Origin of the sequence: Myxococcus sp. CA051A, assembly GCF_013336705.1 — a bacterium.
Classification (GTDB): domain Bacteria; phylum Myxococcota; class Myxococcia; order Myxococcales; family Myxococcaceae; genus Myxococcus; species Myxococcus llanfairpwllgwyngyllgogerychwyrndrobwllllantysiliogogogochensis.
Window position 1 is genome coordinate 88,075 of the sequence record NZ_JABUMS010000027.1, and the last position, 15,421, is coordinate 103,495.

At 68.4% G+C, this 15,421-nt stretch carries 13 protein-coding genes; 1 reads left to right on the forward strand and 12 read right to left on the reverse strand.

Annotated features, from left to right (window positions below; all coding sequences use genetic code 11):
- Window positions 1-4: 4 nt before the first annotated feature.
- The 7 genes from HUA74_RS41965 to HUA74_RS41995 all read right to left on the reverse strand — a co-directional run bounded on the left by HUA74_RS41965 (window position 5) and on the right by HUA74_RS41995 (window position 8,487).
- Window positions 5-2,737, reverse strand: coding sequence for a hypothetical protein (locus tag HUA74_RS41965; protein WP_174459061.1), 2,733 nt, complete (start codon window positions 2,735-2,737; stop codon window positions 5-7).
- Between the two features lie 20 nt (window positions 2,738-2,757).
- Window positions 2,758-3,450 carry a hypothetical protein gene (locus HUA74_RS41970; RefSeq protein ID WP_174459062.1) on the reverse strand — a complete coding sequence of 231 codons (693 nt, stop codon included), beginning with the start codon at window positions 3,448-3,450 and terminating at the stop codon, window positions 2,758-2,760.
- A gap of 164 nt (window positions 3,451-3,614) precedes the next feature.
- Window positions 3,615-4,334, reverse strand: a complete 720-nt coding sequence (locus HUA74_RS41975) for a double-CXXCG motif protein (RefSeq protein WP_174459063.1) — start codon at window positions 4,332-4,334, stop codon at window positions 3,615-3,617.
- A 6-nt stretch (window positions 4,335-4,340) separates the two neighbouring features.
- Window positions 4,341-5,012, reverse strand: a complete 672-nt coding sequence (locus tag HUA74_RS41980; RefSeq protein WP_141641136.1) for a TIGR02269 family lipoprotein — start codon at window positions 5,010-5,012, stop codon at window positions 4,341-4,343.
- Window positions 5,013-5,066: 54 nt separating this feature from the next.
- A complete protein-coding gene (locus HUA74_RS41985) occupies window positions 5,067-5,873 on the reverse strand; it encodes an ROK family protein (RefSeq protein ID WP_371817395.1) in 807 nt (268 codons plus the stop codon).
- 47 nt (window positions 5,874-5,920) lie between these two features.
- The gene (locus tag HUA74_RS41990) at window positions 5,921-7,114 is read right to left on the reverse strand and encodes a glycosyltransferase (protein ID WP_174459064.1); all 1,194 of its coding nucleotides are present in this window, start codon (window positions 7,112-7,114) and stop codon (window positions 5,921-5,923) included.
- Window positions 7,099-8,487, reverse strand: coding sequence for an asparagine synthase-related protein (locus HUA74_RS41995; RefSeq protein ID WP_371817396.1), 1,389 nt, complete (start codon window positions 8,485-8,487; stop codon window positions 7,099-7,101). Before HUA74_RS41995 ends, HUA74_RS41990 begins: the two co-directional genes overlap by 16 nt.
- A gap of 54 nt (window positions 8,488-8,541) precedes the next feature.
- Between HUA74_RS41995 and HUA74_RS42000 the strand changes: the two genes are divergently transcribed.
- Entirely contained in the window at window positions 8,542-9,330 is a 789-nt protein-coding gene (locus HUA74_RS42000) for a radical SAM protein (protein WP_141641139.1), read from the forward strand.
- Window positions 9,331-9,340: 10 nt separating this feature from the next.
- On the opposite strand, the gene HUA74_RS42005 is transcribed toward HUA74_RS42000, so the two are convergent.
- The 5 genes from HUA74_RS42005 to HUA74_RS42025 all read right to left on the reverse strand — a co-directional run bounded on the left by HUA74_RS42005 (window position 9,341) and on the right by HUA74_RS42025 (window position 15,275).
- The gene (locus HUA74_RS42005) at window positions 9,341-10,339 is read right to left on the reverse strand and encodes an aldo/keto reductase (protein WP_174459065.1); all 999 of its coding nucleotides are present in this window, start codon (window positions 10,337-10,339) and stop codon (window positions 9,341-9,343) included.
- Between the two features lie 54 nt (window positions 10,340-10,393).
- Window positions 10,394-12,574 (reverse strand): ATP-binding protein, encoded by a 2,181-nt coding sequence (locus HUA74_RS42010; RefSeq protein WP_217443708.1) that lies wholly within the window; start codon window positions 12,572-12,574, stop codon window positions 10,394-10,396.
- Window positions 12,575-12,869: 295 nt separating this feature from the next.
- Window positions 12,870-13,226 (reverse strand): hypothetical protein, encoded by a 357-nt coding sequence (locus HUA74_RS42015; protein ID WP_174459067.1) that lies wholly within the window; start codon window positions 13,224-13,226, stop codon window positions 12,870-12,872.
- A gap of 105 nt (window positions 13,227-13,331) precedes the next feature.
- Entirely contained in the window at window positions 13,332-14,414 is a 1,083-nt protein-coding gene (locus tag HUA74_RS42020; protein ID WP_371817397.1) for a serine hydrolase domain-containing protein, read from the reverse strand.
- Between the two features lie 204 nt (window positions 14,415-14,618).
- Window positions 14,619-15,275 (reverse strand): ricin-type beta-trefoil lectin domain protein, encoded by a 657-nt coding sequence (locus tag HUA74_RS42025; RefSeq protein ID WP_174459069.1) that lies wholly within the window; start codon window positions 15,273-15,275, stop codon window positions 14,619-14,621.
- Window positions 15,276-15,421 lie beyond the last annotated feature (146 nt).

Sequence of the window (15,421 nt, forward strand, 5' to 3'; positions counted from 1 at the left end):
CGGGCTACTTCTCGACGACGACGTGGAGCGGGAGCGAGACACCGCCACCGGGCTCGGGCGTCTCCAGCGTGACGTCCACCCCTCCAGCTGTCGCCAGGGCTTCAGCGGGGAGGGTCGCCTCGTAGTGCGTCGGCTCGTTGTCCAAGACGTACACGGCCTTGAGGCTCGAACGGAACTCCTTCCAGCGCAGCACCGTGGCGGAGTGGATGCCCTTCCCCTTGATTCGGAGCGTCAACGCGGGCGCACCCTTGAGGGCGCTCATGGGCTCCACGGCGGTCAACATCGGCACGGGTCGTTCGGAGACCACGTTGAGCAGCGCGGGCAGTGACACTCCACCGCCTTCCGCGACACGAGACACCTTCAGTGCGCGGACTCCCACGTGCGCCAACTTCGTGCCCTCCAGCCCCAGCTGCGGAATCCTGCCGAAAGGCCGTGGCTGGTCATCCCAGTCCAGGGTGGTGCCGGAGACGCGCTGCAAGTCGCCGCGGGGCCAGAAGAAGTTCTCTCCCGTCAGGGAGAAGTGTCGTTCCTCCGAGGCGGCCCACTCTCCCTGGGAGACGACCCCCGGTGCCATCCCGCGAAGCTGCGGTGGGAGGGCGCCCTGGACTCGCAGATAGGCGGGAGCACTCAAGCCGGAGCCCACGGTGAAGGTCCGTATCTCGTGGACCCGCGGGGTCGCGACCTCCGCCTCGCTCAAGAGCAGGCCCGAAGGGCCGTCGAACTCACGCTCCACGTCATTCACGAAGAGGGCCGAGGCTTGGGTGAGCGTCCCCGTGACACGCGTCCAGACGGTGACCTCGCGATAGAATTCGTCGCGCGTGCCCACATCCACCACCGAAGGGCTCAGGGAGACAGTGGGCTGTCCCGCCGCGGTGAGGACGAAGAACTGCTCCGGGCTCTCGCCACCTCCGGGGCCTGGGTTGAACACCGTCACGCGGCTGACGCCGGGTTGCGCCACCTGGTCGGCGGGAACATCCACCCACAGGCGCGTCAGCTCACCAGGGCCCGCCGTGCAGCCGCCCGAGGTCCAGCATGTCCACTGGGCTGGCAGCGGTTGGCCATTCCACCGGACGACCGAGGAGGGGCCGAAGCCCTGTCCCTCGACGAGCAGACGCAGGACGCCCCCGCCGGCGAGGGCATGGGAAGCCCCGTCGTTGCCCGAGACCCGGTTGATGATGGGCATGGGCCGCTCCGCATGCACCGCGAGCAGCAGGGGCAGGGTGGTGCCGCCTCCGGGCGCGGGCGTGCTCACGGTGACGGTGCGCACCCCCTTCGTGGACAGGTCCGCGGCCTGGAGTTCGGTGGACACCTTCGACGGGTCGTGAAGACGGGTGGTGCGCTCCTGTCCGTCCAGCAGGATGACGGACTGGGACGTGAAGCCAGCACCGTGGACGTAGAGGAGTCCTGGCGCATCGCCGACGGACAGCACGGAGGGCAGCAGCGAGTGGGCGATGGGCGCGGGGGCCTGGGCGAACACCTGGACGAAGAGGGGCGAGGACACGGCCCCATCGAAGGTGCGTGTCACCGTCACGGGGAGGGTTCCGGCCTGGGTCAGCAGGGCGGCGGGGACGATGAACGTCCAGACCCCCTCGAAGTCCGGACCGAAGGAGTGCTCCAGGCGGTGGCCGCCCCAGTGGACGACCTGCTGCGCGTAGAGCCCCAGGCCTTCGCCTTTGAGCTTGAACCTGACCTCCTCCGAGCCCGCGAGCACCCAGGCCGGGGACACGTCATGCAGCACGGGCTCCGACTTCACTCGAAGAGGATGGTTGGAGGACTCGCTTCCTCCATGGACGCCGGGTGTCTCCAGCGTCACCTGGACGGTGCCGGCTTGGACCCGACCCATGAGAGGGATTTGCGCCCAGACCCGGTTCTTGCCGTCATACGTCTCGGTGGGCAGCGGAATGCCATCCCACTTCACCACCGTGGTGGAGCGCACCTGCCGCCCGCTGACGATGATGCGCTCGAAGGTGGCGCTGCCCGCGTTGCCATGGTGCAGGTCGGTGGCGTTCAGCGAGGAAGGCCACACGCCCATGATTTCCGGAGTGGGGCTGGTCACCGTCAAGGGTAGGGGCTGCGTGGTGGCTGTGCGCGGGCGCGAGACCTGGATGACGAGCTGGTCTTGTGTCGCCAGGGGCTTCAGGGCCGACGGTGGAAGCAGGAAGCTCCCTTCACGGGAGCTGGTCAGCGTCAACGGATAGGACGTGTCGCGGAAGATGGCCTGGCTTCCACGCACGAGGTTCTTCCCCGTCACGGTGACTTGAACGGCGTCCTCGGGCTCGGAGGGCAGGGAGTCTGGAGTCACGGAGGTCAGCTCGGGCGCGGGCACGGTGAACGGGATGCGAGCGGACCGGGCGCCGCCCCTGTACTCGGGGTCGCCTCGGGAAACCCGCACGTCGAAGAAGAGGTCCGTCGCGGCCACGAGCTGCCAGGTCGGAACCACGGCTCGCAGCTCCGTGCTGCTCACGAACTGGGTCGTCAGGCGCTGGTCGTTCAGGAACACGGCACTGAACCGGGCGAAGTCGACGCCGAGCACTTGCATGCTCAACTCGGAGCCCTCCACGTTCGCCGCCTCCACCTCCACCTCTCCCAGGGTGACGAAGGGCAGCTCCACCTCCGCGGGAGGGGAGCCCGCGTCAGGTTCCTCGACAGGTGCCGGGTGGCTCTGGAGGCCTGGCCCACAGGCACAGCAGAGGACCCACAGCAGACACAGCCACCCTCGTGTCACGTCTGGTCGCATCCGGATGATTCCTCTCGAGGTCAGGGGGATGCCACAGGGGGCGAAGTCGTCACGGTCAACGACAGGGCGGGCGTGTCGAGGAGGCGAGGGCGGGGGACTTCCAGGTACAGCGACTGCTTGCCCGACGTGGGGGTCAGGGCCTCGGGAGGTAACCACAGCTCGCCCAGGCGCGTGCTCGACAAGGTGACGGGATACCAGATGCCCTGGAAGACCGCCTGGGTGCCATGGACCAGGTTCTTTCCGAGCACGGCGATGCGAACGGGGGCCGTGGGATGGGCCTCGAGCACGTCGGGCGTGAGCGAGTGCAGCTCCGGGACTGGCATGGACGCGGTGACGGAGGGGGACCTGGCGCCCGACATGTAGACCACGTCGCCCGGCTCCACGCGGACCTCGACCGGGAACTCCGGCATGTCCTTCACCAGGAGGGGGTTCAATCGGGCGTGAAGCTGCGTCTTGCTCACGAACTCGGTCGTCAGTCCCACCCCGATGACATGCACATTCATGGAGGGGGTGAAGTCGATGCCCCAGGCCCGGAAGTGGAGATCCGCGCTCTCGGGGTCCAGGACCTCGACGTCGACTCGCAGGGGTTTCTGAAGCACCCCCTCCTCCTCGTAGGTGTCTCCGTCGGGCGAGTCCCGTTCATCGACGCCAGGCCCACAGGCCAGGAGCGCCCCCAGCAGACACAGTCCTCCGCCCAGCAGCTCAGGGCGCATCTGGATGCTTCCCTTCCCCGTTCATGGCGAGGAGACACCCGAGGGCCTTTTCTTGCGCAATTTCACGCGCGCCGCCCGTCCGGCTCCGCAGCGCACACGCCGCTCTTGGGAGCCCGGCGTGTTCAGCCACTGCCCCTCGTTGCCGCGGTTCGGACTGGAATGGGTCAGCGTGTCGGCAGCTCGCGGAAGGTCATACCGACGAGCCCGAGTCGATGCACGGCGTCCATGAACTGCTCGGTGCCGATGAGCATCGTGGCGAAGTTCCCCACGCGGAAGAGGTCCAGTTCCTGAGGGAGCGAAGCTGCGTCCAGGATGGGTTCGTCGGGGCGCCCGAAGCCGTGTCGGCCACAGGTCGTGCACGGCGGGGGAACATCCGAGGGAATGCAGTCCGGATGAAAGCGCCCTCGCGGCTCAATCTGGAGCTCCAGCAGCTCCGGCGCGTTCTTCTTCCGGAACCGCAGCTCCGTGCGACAGCCCAGCAGGCCGCGCACTCCTTCTGCTTGCAGACTCTCCAGTGCGTCACGGCGCAGAAGAAGTCTGGGTCCCAGCCATGCCATGGCCCCGAACTCCCCAACGGCGCTTCCCTTCAATGGACCGAAGCTCGTTCCAGGCGGCAGCTCGATGTGGGGCGGCAGGAGGGGCCGGACCAACTCGCGCAGGCGCGCGAACTCGGGGAAGGATTCGGCTCTCGGCTTGAGGAACTCACGGCTCTCCGGAAGCGGCGAGAGGTCAATGGCGGGAAAGTCGTGCGCCACGGCACTCCAGGTGGCTCCGCATGCGTGACACCGTATGCCGGGAAGGCCCCACGTGTGTGCCGCGTCGAGGTAGCCACCGTGCTTCGTTCTGGCGGCCCTGTCCTCGTTGACCCAATAGAAACGACTCATTCGTGCCTACGCTCCTGGCCGGGAATAGTAGGGCTGGATCGGGCCGCCCATGAGCTCGAAGCGATGAATCAGCTCTCCTGCATGCCTGAAAATCTCCGCCGGAGAGGCGAACGGCTTGGCCATCATGTAGTCCCGCCACGCATCGTTCCATGCCCCTCCACGCGGGGAACCGTCATGAATCCTTCGATGAACGGAAAGCGGAATGGGCATGGTGTAGTCGTGGATTTTCACTTCCTGGCGCGCGAACCACTCCGCCAGGTCCTTTGACTGGGGGAAGATGTGGTGCTTTTCCCATCGCCCCGGCGTGAGTTGCCGGGACGGAGGGATGACTGCAGTCGGAGCGCCGTTCCAGTTGGGGAACGTCATGACGGAGCCCGGCGGCAATTTCTGCGCGCCACCCCAATTCCTCCGAGGGCCGCTGCCCGGCGCTGCTGCTGCCGCAGGAGGACGCGAAGGAGGGAAGCGCGCCAGCTCGACCTCTGCCGGTGTGTCCTCGCAGGGGTAGAAACCGCAGAGGTCTTCCACGCAGAAGAGGGTGACGCACTGGTCTTCCCCAGGGTCGTCGCATTCCTGCTCCGCCCCTGCCCAGGCCTGTTGACTGGGCGGCTTGCTGACAGTGGAGCAACCCAGCCAGGACACGGCGAACAGCGAAAGCCAGAGTGCGTGAGGGATTCGCATTGGACGCGAAAGCTAGCATGTCTTGGTCACCGGACTCGCTCCCTACCCTTTGGGTCATGTGGAGTGCGTGAGCAGAGCCCCTCCAGGGCCGAAGCCCAGCGTCAGACAGAGGATGCGACGATGCCTGTGCCGTCTGAGCTCCACTCGCGCTGCCTCGGCCGCGAGCTCCGCGTCGTTGAGCACGAGCACCTCTCCGCCGCCCGGAAGGGCTGCTTCCTCCAGGATGTCGGTCACCAGCGATGCATGCCCTTCCCAACCATACGTGCAGCCTCCCGGAACGAGAGCCTCATCCAGGGGACAGGGAAGCGCGAGACACACGCCTTCCACGGCCAGGTGACCGAGGTTTCGTGTACAGGCCCGCAGCGCGTTGGCGATGAAGTGCACCGCCGCGACGATGTGGTGCCCATCCGTGGGGCGAGGCATCCCGATGAAGAGGCGGGGCATCGTGTGGAGGTCCCGCTCGAAGACACGTTGGACTCCAGGGCGCGCGCACTTGATGCTCGTCTGGCCCACGTCGAGCACCAGCGGCGTTCGCGCCGCCACAAGCGCGAAGCCCGCGTACACGGGCGCGAAGCGCGGCGACTCCGAGACATAGACAGGACACCCGAGCGCGGCAGTGGCCTTCGCCCCCCCCACCTCGAAGCCCTCCAGGCAGGCCAGTCCTCCGCTCAACCACACCGCGTCCACGGCATGCCGATTCACCAATTGTTCGAGGGCGCTCGTGAGCGCTGGAAACAGTTGCTCCGCGAGTTGGTCCTCGGGCACCCCCGCGCGTCGGTCCGCCTCCACTCGAGGCGCGCCAATCAGCTCCCACAACTCGCGTCCGAACACCGGGAGGTTCCACACCTCCAGCGGTGTCACTCTCTCCGCGTGGTAACGACGGGCCGTCCACCTTCGCGGCGCGGAACTCACGCGACGAGCCCGGCGATTCGCTCCGCCGCATCCTTCGCGCCGTCTCGGGATTGATACGACTCCGAGATGGCCGCCACCTTCGCGCGCAACGGCGTTCCCGGCTCCAGGAGATGGCGAAGCGCGGCGCGACAGTCCTCAACTGTCAACGTGTCCAGTTCCCGCGTGAGCCCCGCCCCCGAGGCTCGGAGGAAGTGCGCCTGGATGGGCTGGTCATTGCAAACAGGCAACAGCAGCAGCGGCACGCCCGCCGTCAGTGCTTCCATCACGGAGTTGGCGCCTCCATGCGAGACAAAGACAGACGCCCTCGGAAGGAGCTGCCGCTGCGGCGTATAGGGCACCGCCACCACGTCCCCTGGCAACGCGCGCGAGAAGTCCGTGTCCGCCAGCTCACCCGCGCTCAACACCACCGTGACGCCCAGCGGCGCGGCGGCTTCCGCGATGGTGTGGAACAGCGTGGGCTGCCATGAAATCTGACTGCCGAAGGACACGTACACCACGGGCTTCGAACCCAATCGCTCCCACGGAAAATCCACCTCGTCGCCCCGAGGCTCGGGTGGAATCGACGGGCCCACCAGCCGCCCGGCGGGAGGAAGGTCCACCTCCGGGCCGAGGAACGCCTCCGTGGCGAAGAGGATGTTGAGGTGGGGCGAGAGGGCCTCGCAGTTGCGGAAGCTCGCCACGAAGCCATGTCGTGCGAACAGCTCCGCGCGCTCCTTCGCCAGGGCGCGCACGTTGCGGCGCAGCCCGTAGTCCTCCATGGGCTCCAGCAGCGAGAGCGCGGAGGACACTCCGGCCCACGGTATCCGCTCCTGATGCGCGGCCAGCACCGCCGCATACTGCATCCCATCCAGCGCCATGACGTCCGGACGGAAGCGACGCACCACCTCGCGCACGGGCTCGATGAGCGCGGGCACCGCATCCAGCAACAGGCCGCGAATCCACTTCCCCAGGGCCACCTCGTCACGCACCAGCCGGGCCAGCGCCTCGCCGCCCGTTTCAATGGTGGGAGCATCCCTCGCCGAGTGGGGCAGGTGCAGCACCTCCACGCCGAGCTTCGCGAGCTGAGGCGCGGGCTCGGGGATGCAGAGCCAGCCCACGGTGTGGCCCAGGCGGCGCAGCCACTGCGCGACGCCCATCATCGGGTTGATGTGGCCCTTCTCGGGCGAGGTCGCAATCAGGATTCGGGACATGGGGAGCCGTGTGCTGCGTGCGCGTGGAGCATGGCGAGGGAGCACAGCCGCATCAACAGGCGATCCACGCCATCCGCCTCCGGAGCCTCGGGCTCCATTCGCGTGTAGCGCTCCAGGAGCGTGAGCACGGCCTTCGGGTCGATGACCGCCAGCGGCTCCAGTCGCGAGGCCGACAGCCAGGCGCGGTACAGCTCCAGCCACCGGGTACGCACGGGGCTTGAGAGTGCCGTGTGCCCATAGCGCGGCGTCTTGCGCGCGAGCCGGACCTCGTCGGGGACGAGTCCTCGCACCGCGTGGCGGAAGAGCCACTTGCCGACTCCCTCGCGGACGAGCGAGGACTCGGGCAGCGAGAGCGCCACGTCCGCGAACCGGGAGTCGAGATACGGCGTGTGCACCGTGAGTCCGTGGGCCCGCGCGCCCCTCAGCTCGGGAGGAAGTACCAGCTCGCGCAGCACCCACTCCGCGTAGCGGACCTCCTCGGAGACCTCCATGTCTTCGGGAGACCAGGGCCCGCCACGGGCCTCGTCGGAGAGCTCCGGGCGGTCCTCCTGGGACCAGGGCTCGCCACGGGCCTCGTCTGGACTCCTCCCCAAGTTGTCCACAGCGGCGCGTAGGACCGTCCGTGCGAGTCGTCGGTCTTCCTCGATGCGCGCGAGCGCCGAAGCGAGCGCCAGGGGATTGCCCCTCAACACCTCATCGGCGCCGGCTCCGCTCAGCATCACCGAGGCTCCGAGCCGCTTCGCCTCCGCGTAGAACGCGAAGCTCGCCACCGCCCGTGCATTGAGGATGGCGCCCTCGTTGGCGATGACGGCGGGCTCGAACAGGTCCGGCAGGAGGGCATCCGGAATCGGAACGTCGACCTGCTCCACTCCCGCGAGCCGGGCCACCGTCCTCGCGTTGTGTCGCTCGACCGCGTCGGCGAAGTGGACATCCATGCTCCACGCGCGAACCCGGCCCGGTGCATGCCGCGCCGCCAGCGTGCACAGCACGGCGCTGTCCACGCCGCCGCTCAGGCTCACGTCCAGCGCGCCCGAGGCCACCCGGGTACCGACAGCGTCGGAGCACGCGGCCAGGAGCGCCCGTGCTCGTGGCTCGTCATCTTCTTCCGGGGAGCGCGGTGAGGATTGGCGGCGGATTCGCGGCGGGAGCGGCGCCACGCGGCTCACCCCTCGAAAGAGGCTCCAGGTCGACGGCAGGCTGTGTCGCAGGAACGCCGTGACGGATGCAGGCTCCAGGCCCACGACTTCACCGCTCAGGAGCGGGAGCAGGCGCCACACCGACTCCACGGGAGCGTCCGTCCGGGGTCCGGCTGTCGGCTGGTAGGAGGGCAGGGCGGCGAGCGGGCCGCTCGGGTCGCCGGGAGCGTCGGACACGCGGGGACTGTCGCAAGGCCCGGGGGCACCCGGCAACCCCGCTATAGTCCCTCCGTGCGTTACGAGCTGCACGACGGCCGAATCCTCACCTGGTCCCTGGAGACGCACGTCGTCACCCACTGCAACCTGCGCTGCGTGCAGTGTTGCCCCATGTCGCCCCACCTGCCCGCCTGGGCCGTGGAGCCCGCCGTGCTCGGCGCCGACCTCACCCGGCTCGCCCGCGTGCTCAAGCCCAACATCTTCAAGCTCACCGGCGGCGAGCCCTTCCTCCACCCGGACCTCCCCGCCGTGCTCGACGCCGTCCGCGCGTCAGGCATCTCCGAGCAGCTCTCCGTCACCACCAACGGTTTCCTCGCCCAGAGCGCGCCCGACGCCGTCTACGAGCGCCTGGACCGGATGACCCTGTCCGTCTACTCCTCCGCGCCGCTGCCGGAGAAGTCCCTGGCCCGCATCACCGAGCGCTGTGCGCGACACGACGTCCTCCTCACGGTGAAGCACATCGACGCCTTCCAGCAGCTCACCCCGGACGCGCCCCTGGCCACCGACGCGGAGGTCCGCGACGTCCACGCGCGCTGCTGGCTCAAGGTCCGCTGCCACCTGGTCCACCGGGGCCACTTCTACACCTGCACCCGTCCGCCTCACGTGGCCACGGTGCTGGGCCCCTCGCACCCGGAGATGCCCGCGCTGGCCGAGGTGGATGGCGTGCGCCTCGACGCTCCGGAGCTGCTGGAGCGGATGCTCGGCCACCTGGAGCGGGACACGCCGCTGGCCACCTGTCGCTACTGCCTGGGCGCCAGTGGCCCGTGGCAGCCGCACGCGCAGCTCCCACGGGCCCACGGCTGACCCCCCGAGGCTACTCGCGGGCCTTCGACAGCGCGCGCTGCATCGACGCCGGATAGCGGTCTCCCACCGCGACGCCCGGAGGCGCCACGAGGTCGATGTCCTTCAGGTCCTTCTCCGTGAGCTTCACGTCGAGCGCGCCCAGGTTCTCATCCAGGTACTTGCGCCGCTTGGTGCCCGGGATGGGGACCACGTCCTGGCCGCGCGCCATCACCCACGCGAGCGCGAGCTGCGCCGGCGTGCAGCCCTTGTCCTTCGCCAGTCGCTCCACCTTCACCACCAGCTCCAGGTTGCGCGTGAAGTTCTCCCCCTGGAAGCGCGGCGAGTGGCGGCGGTAGTCGTCCGCGGCCAGGTCCTCGTAGCGCTTGATTTGCCCCGTCAGGAAGCCGCGCCCCAGCGGGCTGTACGGCACGAAGCCGATGCCCAGCTCGTGGCAGGCCTGGAGCACCCCGTCCTCCGGCTCGCGGCTCCACAGCGAGTACTCACTCTGGAGCGCGGCGATGGGGTGCACCTTGGAGGCCCGGCGCAGCGTGTCCGCGTCCACCTCCGACAACCCCAGGTGCCGCACCTTGCCCGCGCGCACCAGGTCCGCCATGGCCCCCACCGTGTCCTCGATGGGCGTCGACGCGTCCAGCCGGTGCAGGTAGTACAGGTCGATGACGTCCACGCCCAGCCGGCGCAGGCTGGCCTCGCACGCGCGCTTCACGTACTCGGGGCTGCCGTTGATGCCGCGCGCCTGCGGGTTGTTCGGGTCCCGGACGATGCCGAACTTGGTGGCCAGGACAACCTTCTCGCGGTGGGGCTTGAGCACCCGGCCCACCAGCTCCTCGTTGCTTCCGGAGCCGTACATGTCCGCCGTGTCGAAGAAGGTGATGCCCTTGTCCAGCGCGTGCAGCAGCGTGGCTTCCGACTCGGCGTCATCCCGCCCCGCGTAGAAATCCGACATCCCCATGCAGCCCAGGCCCAAGGCGGACACCTTCAGGCCCTGCTTTCCGAGAGTCCGTGTCTCCATGTCGACAGCCCCTTCGCCGGCCGCCGACATGGCGTCCGTTTTCGCGCGGAGCCTTTACTGTGGCTGGGCCACCGACGCGTCAACTGGAAGCGTTCGCTCCCGAGGCAAATCGACGGTGAAGGTGGATCCGCGGCCCTGCTCGCTCTCCACGCGCACCCGCCCTCCCATGGCCTCCACCAGCGTCCGGGTGATGTAGAGGCCCAGGCCCAGGCCGCCATAGTGCCGCTCCGACACGGCGCGCTCGAAGCGGCCGAAGAGGCGCGGCAGGTGTTCGGGCGCAATCCCGATGCCCTGGTCCCTCACCCGCAGGCGCGCACGGGTGGGGCCCTGCTCCAGGCTCAGCTGGATGGGCTTGCCCGAGCCGTACTTCACCGCGTTGTCGATGAGGTTGGTGACGACCTGCTCCAGCCGGAGCCGGTCCCATCGACCGATGAGGCCCGACTCGCCTCCCTCCACCTCCAGCGTGGAGCCGGCCCGGGTCGCGTGGGGCTCGTAGCGCACCACCACCTCGCGGATGAGCGCGCCCAGGTCCACGTCCTCCAGTTCCAGGGCCAGCCTGCCCGCGGCGATGCGCGACACGTCGAGCAAATCTCCCACGAGCTCCGCCAGCTTCTTCACCTGCCGGGCGCCCGTGTCCACGTAGCCTTTCACGACGGAGTAGGGGATGGCGTCGGGGTGGCGCTCCAGCTCGCGCGCGAGCGCCTGGAGCTTGAGGCTCAGCGGGGTGAGGGGCGTCTTCAGCTCGTGACTGGCGATGGAGAGGAACTCGTCGCGCAGGCGGATGGCCTCCTGGGCCTCGCGGTACAGGCGCGCGTTCTCCATGGAGAGCGCGGCGCGGTACGCCAGCTCCAGCCCGAAGGCGAGGTCCGCCTGGGTGTAGCGGCGGTTGGAGAACGAGGTGAAGAAGCTGAAGACTCCCAGCGTGTGGCCGCGCACCACCAGCGGCACGGCGATGAAGGAGCGCAGGCCGGTGGCCAGCATCACCCGGGCGTGGTTCTCGTTGTGGGCGCTGCGCTTGATGTGCGCGGGCGTCATCTCCTCCAGGAGGATGGCCTCGCCGCGCAGGAGCGCCGCGGTGGGCGGGTGGCGCGGGTTGCCCTCCGGCATGAGCTGGAAGTTGAGGACCTCCGCGGCGGTGGCGGCGTCCTCGGGGCGTGCGTGGGCGACCTCCAGCCGGCGGAAGTTGCCATCGGGTTGCGCCAGGTCCACGAAGCACCAGTCCGCGAGCGCGGGCACCACGAGCTTGGCCAGGTTGCGCATCGTCGCCTCGTAGTCGAGCGAGGACGCGAGCACCGTGCTCACCTCGGCGAGGACGCGGGTGCGGAACTCGGCCTGGCGCAACTCAATGGCCAGGGCCTCCGCGCGCTGGCGTGCATGCACCAGGTCCGTCACGTCGAAGCCGAAGCCCGCGATGCCGTCCACCTGTCCCTGGGAGTCACGGGTGGGCTGGTAGACGAGGTTGTGAAAGGTCTCCTTCTCCATCCCGTCCGTCTGGAGGAAGCGCAGCGGCACGGCGTTGCCCACGAAGGGCTCGCCCGTGGCGAAGACGCGGTCCAGCACGTCGCGCGCGTCCTGCTCCGCCACCTTCACCACGCCCTCCTGGAAGGGCATGCCCAGGGTGTCCCGGCTCTTCAAGAGCGAGCTGTTGCGCGCGTTGGAGAAGTCGAAGTCGTGCGTGGCGCCGCGCAGGAAGAAAATCTGCGCGGGGGCCTGCATGAAGATGGTGTGCAGGCGAGTCCTCGCGGCCTCGGACGCGGCGCGGGCCTGGCGCTCGCTCTCCAGCAGCCCCGCACGCTCCTCCATGGCCCGGCTGAGCGACACGTTCAGCTTGGTGATGAAGATGGCGAGCAGGGCGAAGATGCCCAGGGACAGCACATCCGCGGACCTCATCTGAAGTGTCAGCCGCGGCGGGAGGAACTCGTGGTCCACGGCCACCAGCGACAGCGCCGTCACCAGGAGCGCGGGCCCCCAGCCTCCCCACCAGCCGGCCACCATGACGGCGCCATAGAAGAAAAGGAAGGGGCTGGTGGACATCAGCGACGCGAGCTCCATCTGGAGCAGCAGCGCGCAGAGGAAGAAGAGCAGGGCGACGCCATAGCGGCCCAGTCGGGACTTCTGAAGCCAGCTCCAGGCCTTTCGGGGGTCCGGCGTGAGGCGCTGCTCGAGCGGAGCCGACAGGGAGCGCGTGCTCCCCGACGGACGGGTGGTTTCCAGATGCGAGACGGGCGTGGGCAAGGCGAGGGGCCTCCTCACGGCGAGGGAGCACCGCGAGCGTCCGGAATCGAAACGCTCCCGGCGCGAGGCGGGGTCCGCGCATGATGGTCCTACTTGGCGCTCGTCTGCCTTCTTCTCGGATGCAAGTGATTGAAGGAGCACGCTCGGCGGTTCAACGCGCGACTTCTTGCTCCGACTTGTTGAGTGGACAGCTCCCCCGAGAGGGACGGGGCACCACCGACCCGGTGTTCCCTGACGCTGACGATGAAGTCTTTCAGGTGTGTTGTTTGTGAATGGCGCCGTGTGAGGGTTGGCGTCAAATCATTGGAGCTTCGAGCATGTCACGCATGCGCATCGAGTCTCGGTCCTGAGGCCTCCCCATGCTGAACGAGTCCGACTGGGACAGGAGGCCGGGGCCCTGGGACATGCCCTTGTTGTACTTTCGGGTGGGGCAGCAGTGACCATCGATGCCCATGCTCGGGCCGCCCATGTTGCTCGGGCCCATGTCGAAGCGGTCCCGCATCAGCATGGGATTGCCGATGAAGCTCCCCGGAGGTGCGGAGCCACCGTTGCCCGTGGCGCCCTGGAGGGTGATGGGCTCCTGCGTGGCCGGCTGCTTCTGGACCTGCCGCAGGTGAAGCGTGTGCCTGGCGGAAGAGAGCTTTGGGGTCATGGCGTGTACCTCCAAGTGGGCGGTGTGGCTTCATTACGGCGCACACGCGCACACGGTTACATCGCCTCGACAGGGGCCGCGCTGGCGTGAGCGCGGCCCGGTGCGTCACTTCACGGTGGGCGGCGGATACGGGTTGTAGTCCCAGCGCCAGGGCATGTCCGTGGGGCCCAGGATGGCTTCGATGAGTGGAGGGAAGACGTGGGGGCCCTTCACGCTGTTGGCGAGCAGGACGACGCAGCGCGCGCCGCGCTCCAGGCAGAGGACGAAGTTGTCGGTGTGCTCGTCGTGGCCACCCTTGAAGAAGGCGGGGCTGGAGCGGTCATCGAAGAGCACCATGCCCAGTCCGGCGGACAGGGCGATGGCCTGGTTGCGCGGGTCCTTCTCCTCGGTGAGGGTGGGGAACTGGTGGGCCCAGGGGATGGCGAGCTGCGGGGAGAGCAGCTCCGCGCGCGCCTTGGAGGAGAGGCCTTCTCCGCGCATGAGGCCGGCGAGGAACTTCGCGTAGTCCTCGATGGTGGTGTCCATGGAGCCGGCGGCGCGGACGCTGCCGCGCTGGTGGTGGGCCTTGGCCACGCCGTGCTCGTCGTAGCCGGTGGTGACGTTGGGGGCGAAGTCGTCGCGCCAGACCATGCTGGTGCGGCGCATGCCGAAGCGGTCGAAGACGCGCCGCTGGAACTCCTGGCCGGCGTCGAGTCCGAGGCCCGCGTCCTCGAGGACGAACTGGAGCAGGTTGATGCCCTCGCCGGAGTAGGCGTAGCGCGCGCCCGGGTCGAACTTGAAGTCGAGCTTCCCGTCCGGGTTGAGGAAACGGAAGTTGGGGAAGCCGGGCGAGTGGCTCAGCAGCATGCGCGGCGTGAGCTGCTTCCAGCGCGGGTCCGCCGCGAGGTCCTCGTACTTCTTGAACTCGGGCAGGGGCTTCTTGAGGTAGCGCTCGATGGGCGTGTCCAGGTCCAGCACGCCCTCGTCGACCAGCTGCATGACGAGGTAGCCGAAGACGAGCTTGGTGAGCGACGCGCCGTACATGACGGTGTCGGTCTGGAGGGGCGCGGCCTGCTCGATGTCGCGCAGGCCGTAGGCCTTCACGGCGACGACCTGGCCCTCCTCGATGATGGCCAGCGCGAGCCCGGGCAGCTTCGCCTCGGTCATGAGGCGCACGGCGGTGGCATCGATATCCGGACCGTGGTGCACGGGTTCAGGCTCGGGCAGGGAACACAACCGGGTGCACGCGGAGAGCAGGCCCAGCAGGCTCGGAAGGAGGAGACGGGCGAGAGGACGAACGAGCGAGGAGGACATGCCTGGAGAATGTGGGCACGGTCGGGTTGTCGCAAACCGCGAGAGGGCCGGGCCCCGCCGTGAGAAGGCGGGACCCGGCCCTTGTTCATCAGGACGAGACTACGGAGCCACGTGCTGCCACTGCTGGTTCACACCCGCGTTGCACTCCCAGAGCTGGAGCCCGGTGCCGTTGGGGAATCCGTCCACCCAGTTGACGTCCAGGCACTTGCCCAGGGCGCTCTTCAGGGTTCCATCCGGCCGCAGCGTCCACTGCTGATTGCTTCCCCCCGTGCACTGCCAGAGGTGCACGCCGGTGCCGTTGGGGAAGCCGTCCACCCACTCGACGTCCAGACACAGGCCGCCCGCGCCCCTCACGGTGCCATCCGCCTCGAGGCTCCAGAGCTGGTTGACACCATTCGTGCACTGCCACAATTGCACGTTTGTCCCGTTGGGCCAGCCGGTGGTCCAGGCGGCGTCGATACACTTGTCCTGGATGCCCTTCAGGTAGCCCGCGGCACGCGTGCCGTGGCCATAGATGCTCTGCGCGCCCTGCTGGTCCTTGGCGGAGAGGGTCGTCCGGTTGCGGTTTCCCTCGCAGGCGCCGCCGTAGTTCATGACGGAGTCGGGGTCATACGTGGTCAAGGCCTCCCATGAAATGTTGTTCTCCAGGCACAGGCCCTCGGTCTGCGGGATGCGGAGATGCTCGTGAGTGAAGCCCAGGATGTGGCCGAACTCGTGGAGGATGCTCCTCCTGACTTCGAGCTCGTTGCCATACATGAGGTTCTCGGCATTGAGGGGTCGTGTCCCTATAAGTGTGTAGTCGGCGAGCAGGGATGAGCGTGAAAGAGGGAAGCTCCTCGGTGAAACCAACCGAGACGGTCTCCCCCTGGCAGGGGAGCCGAGGAGTTCCCGCCGTGGACGAT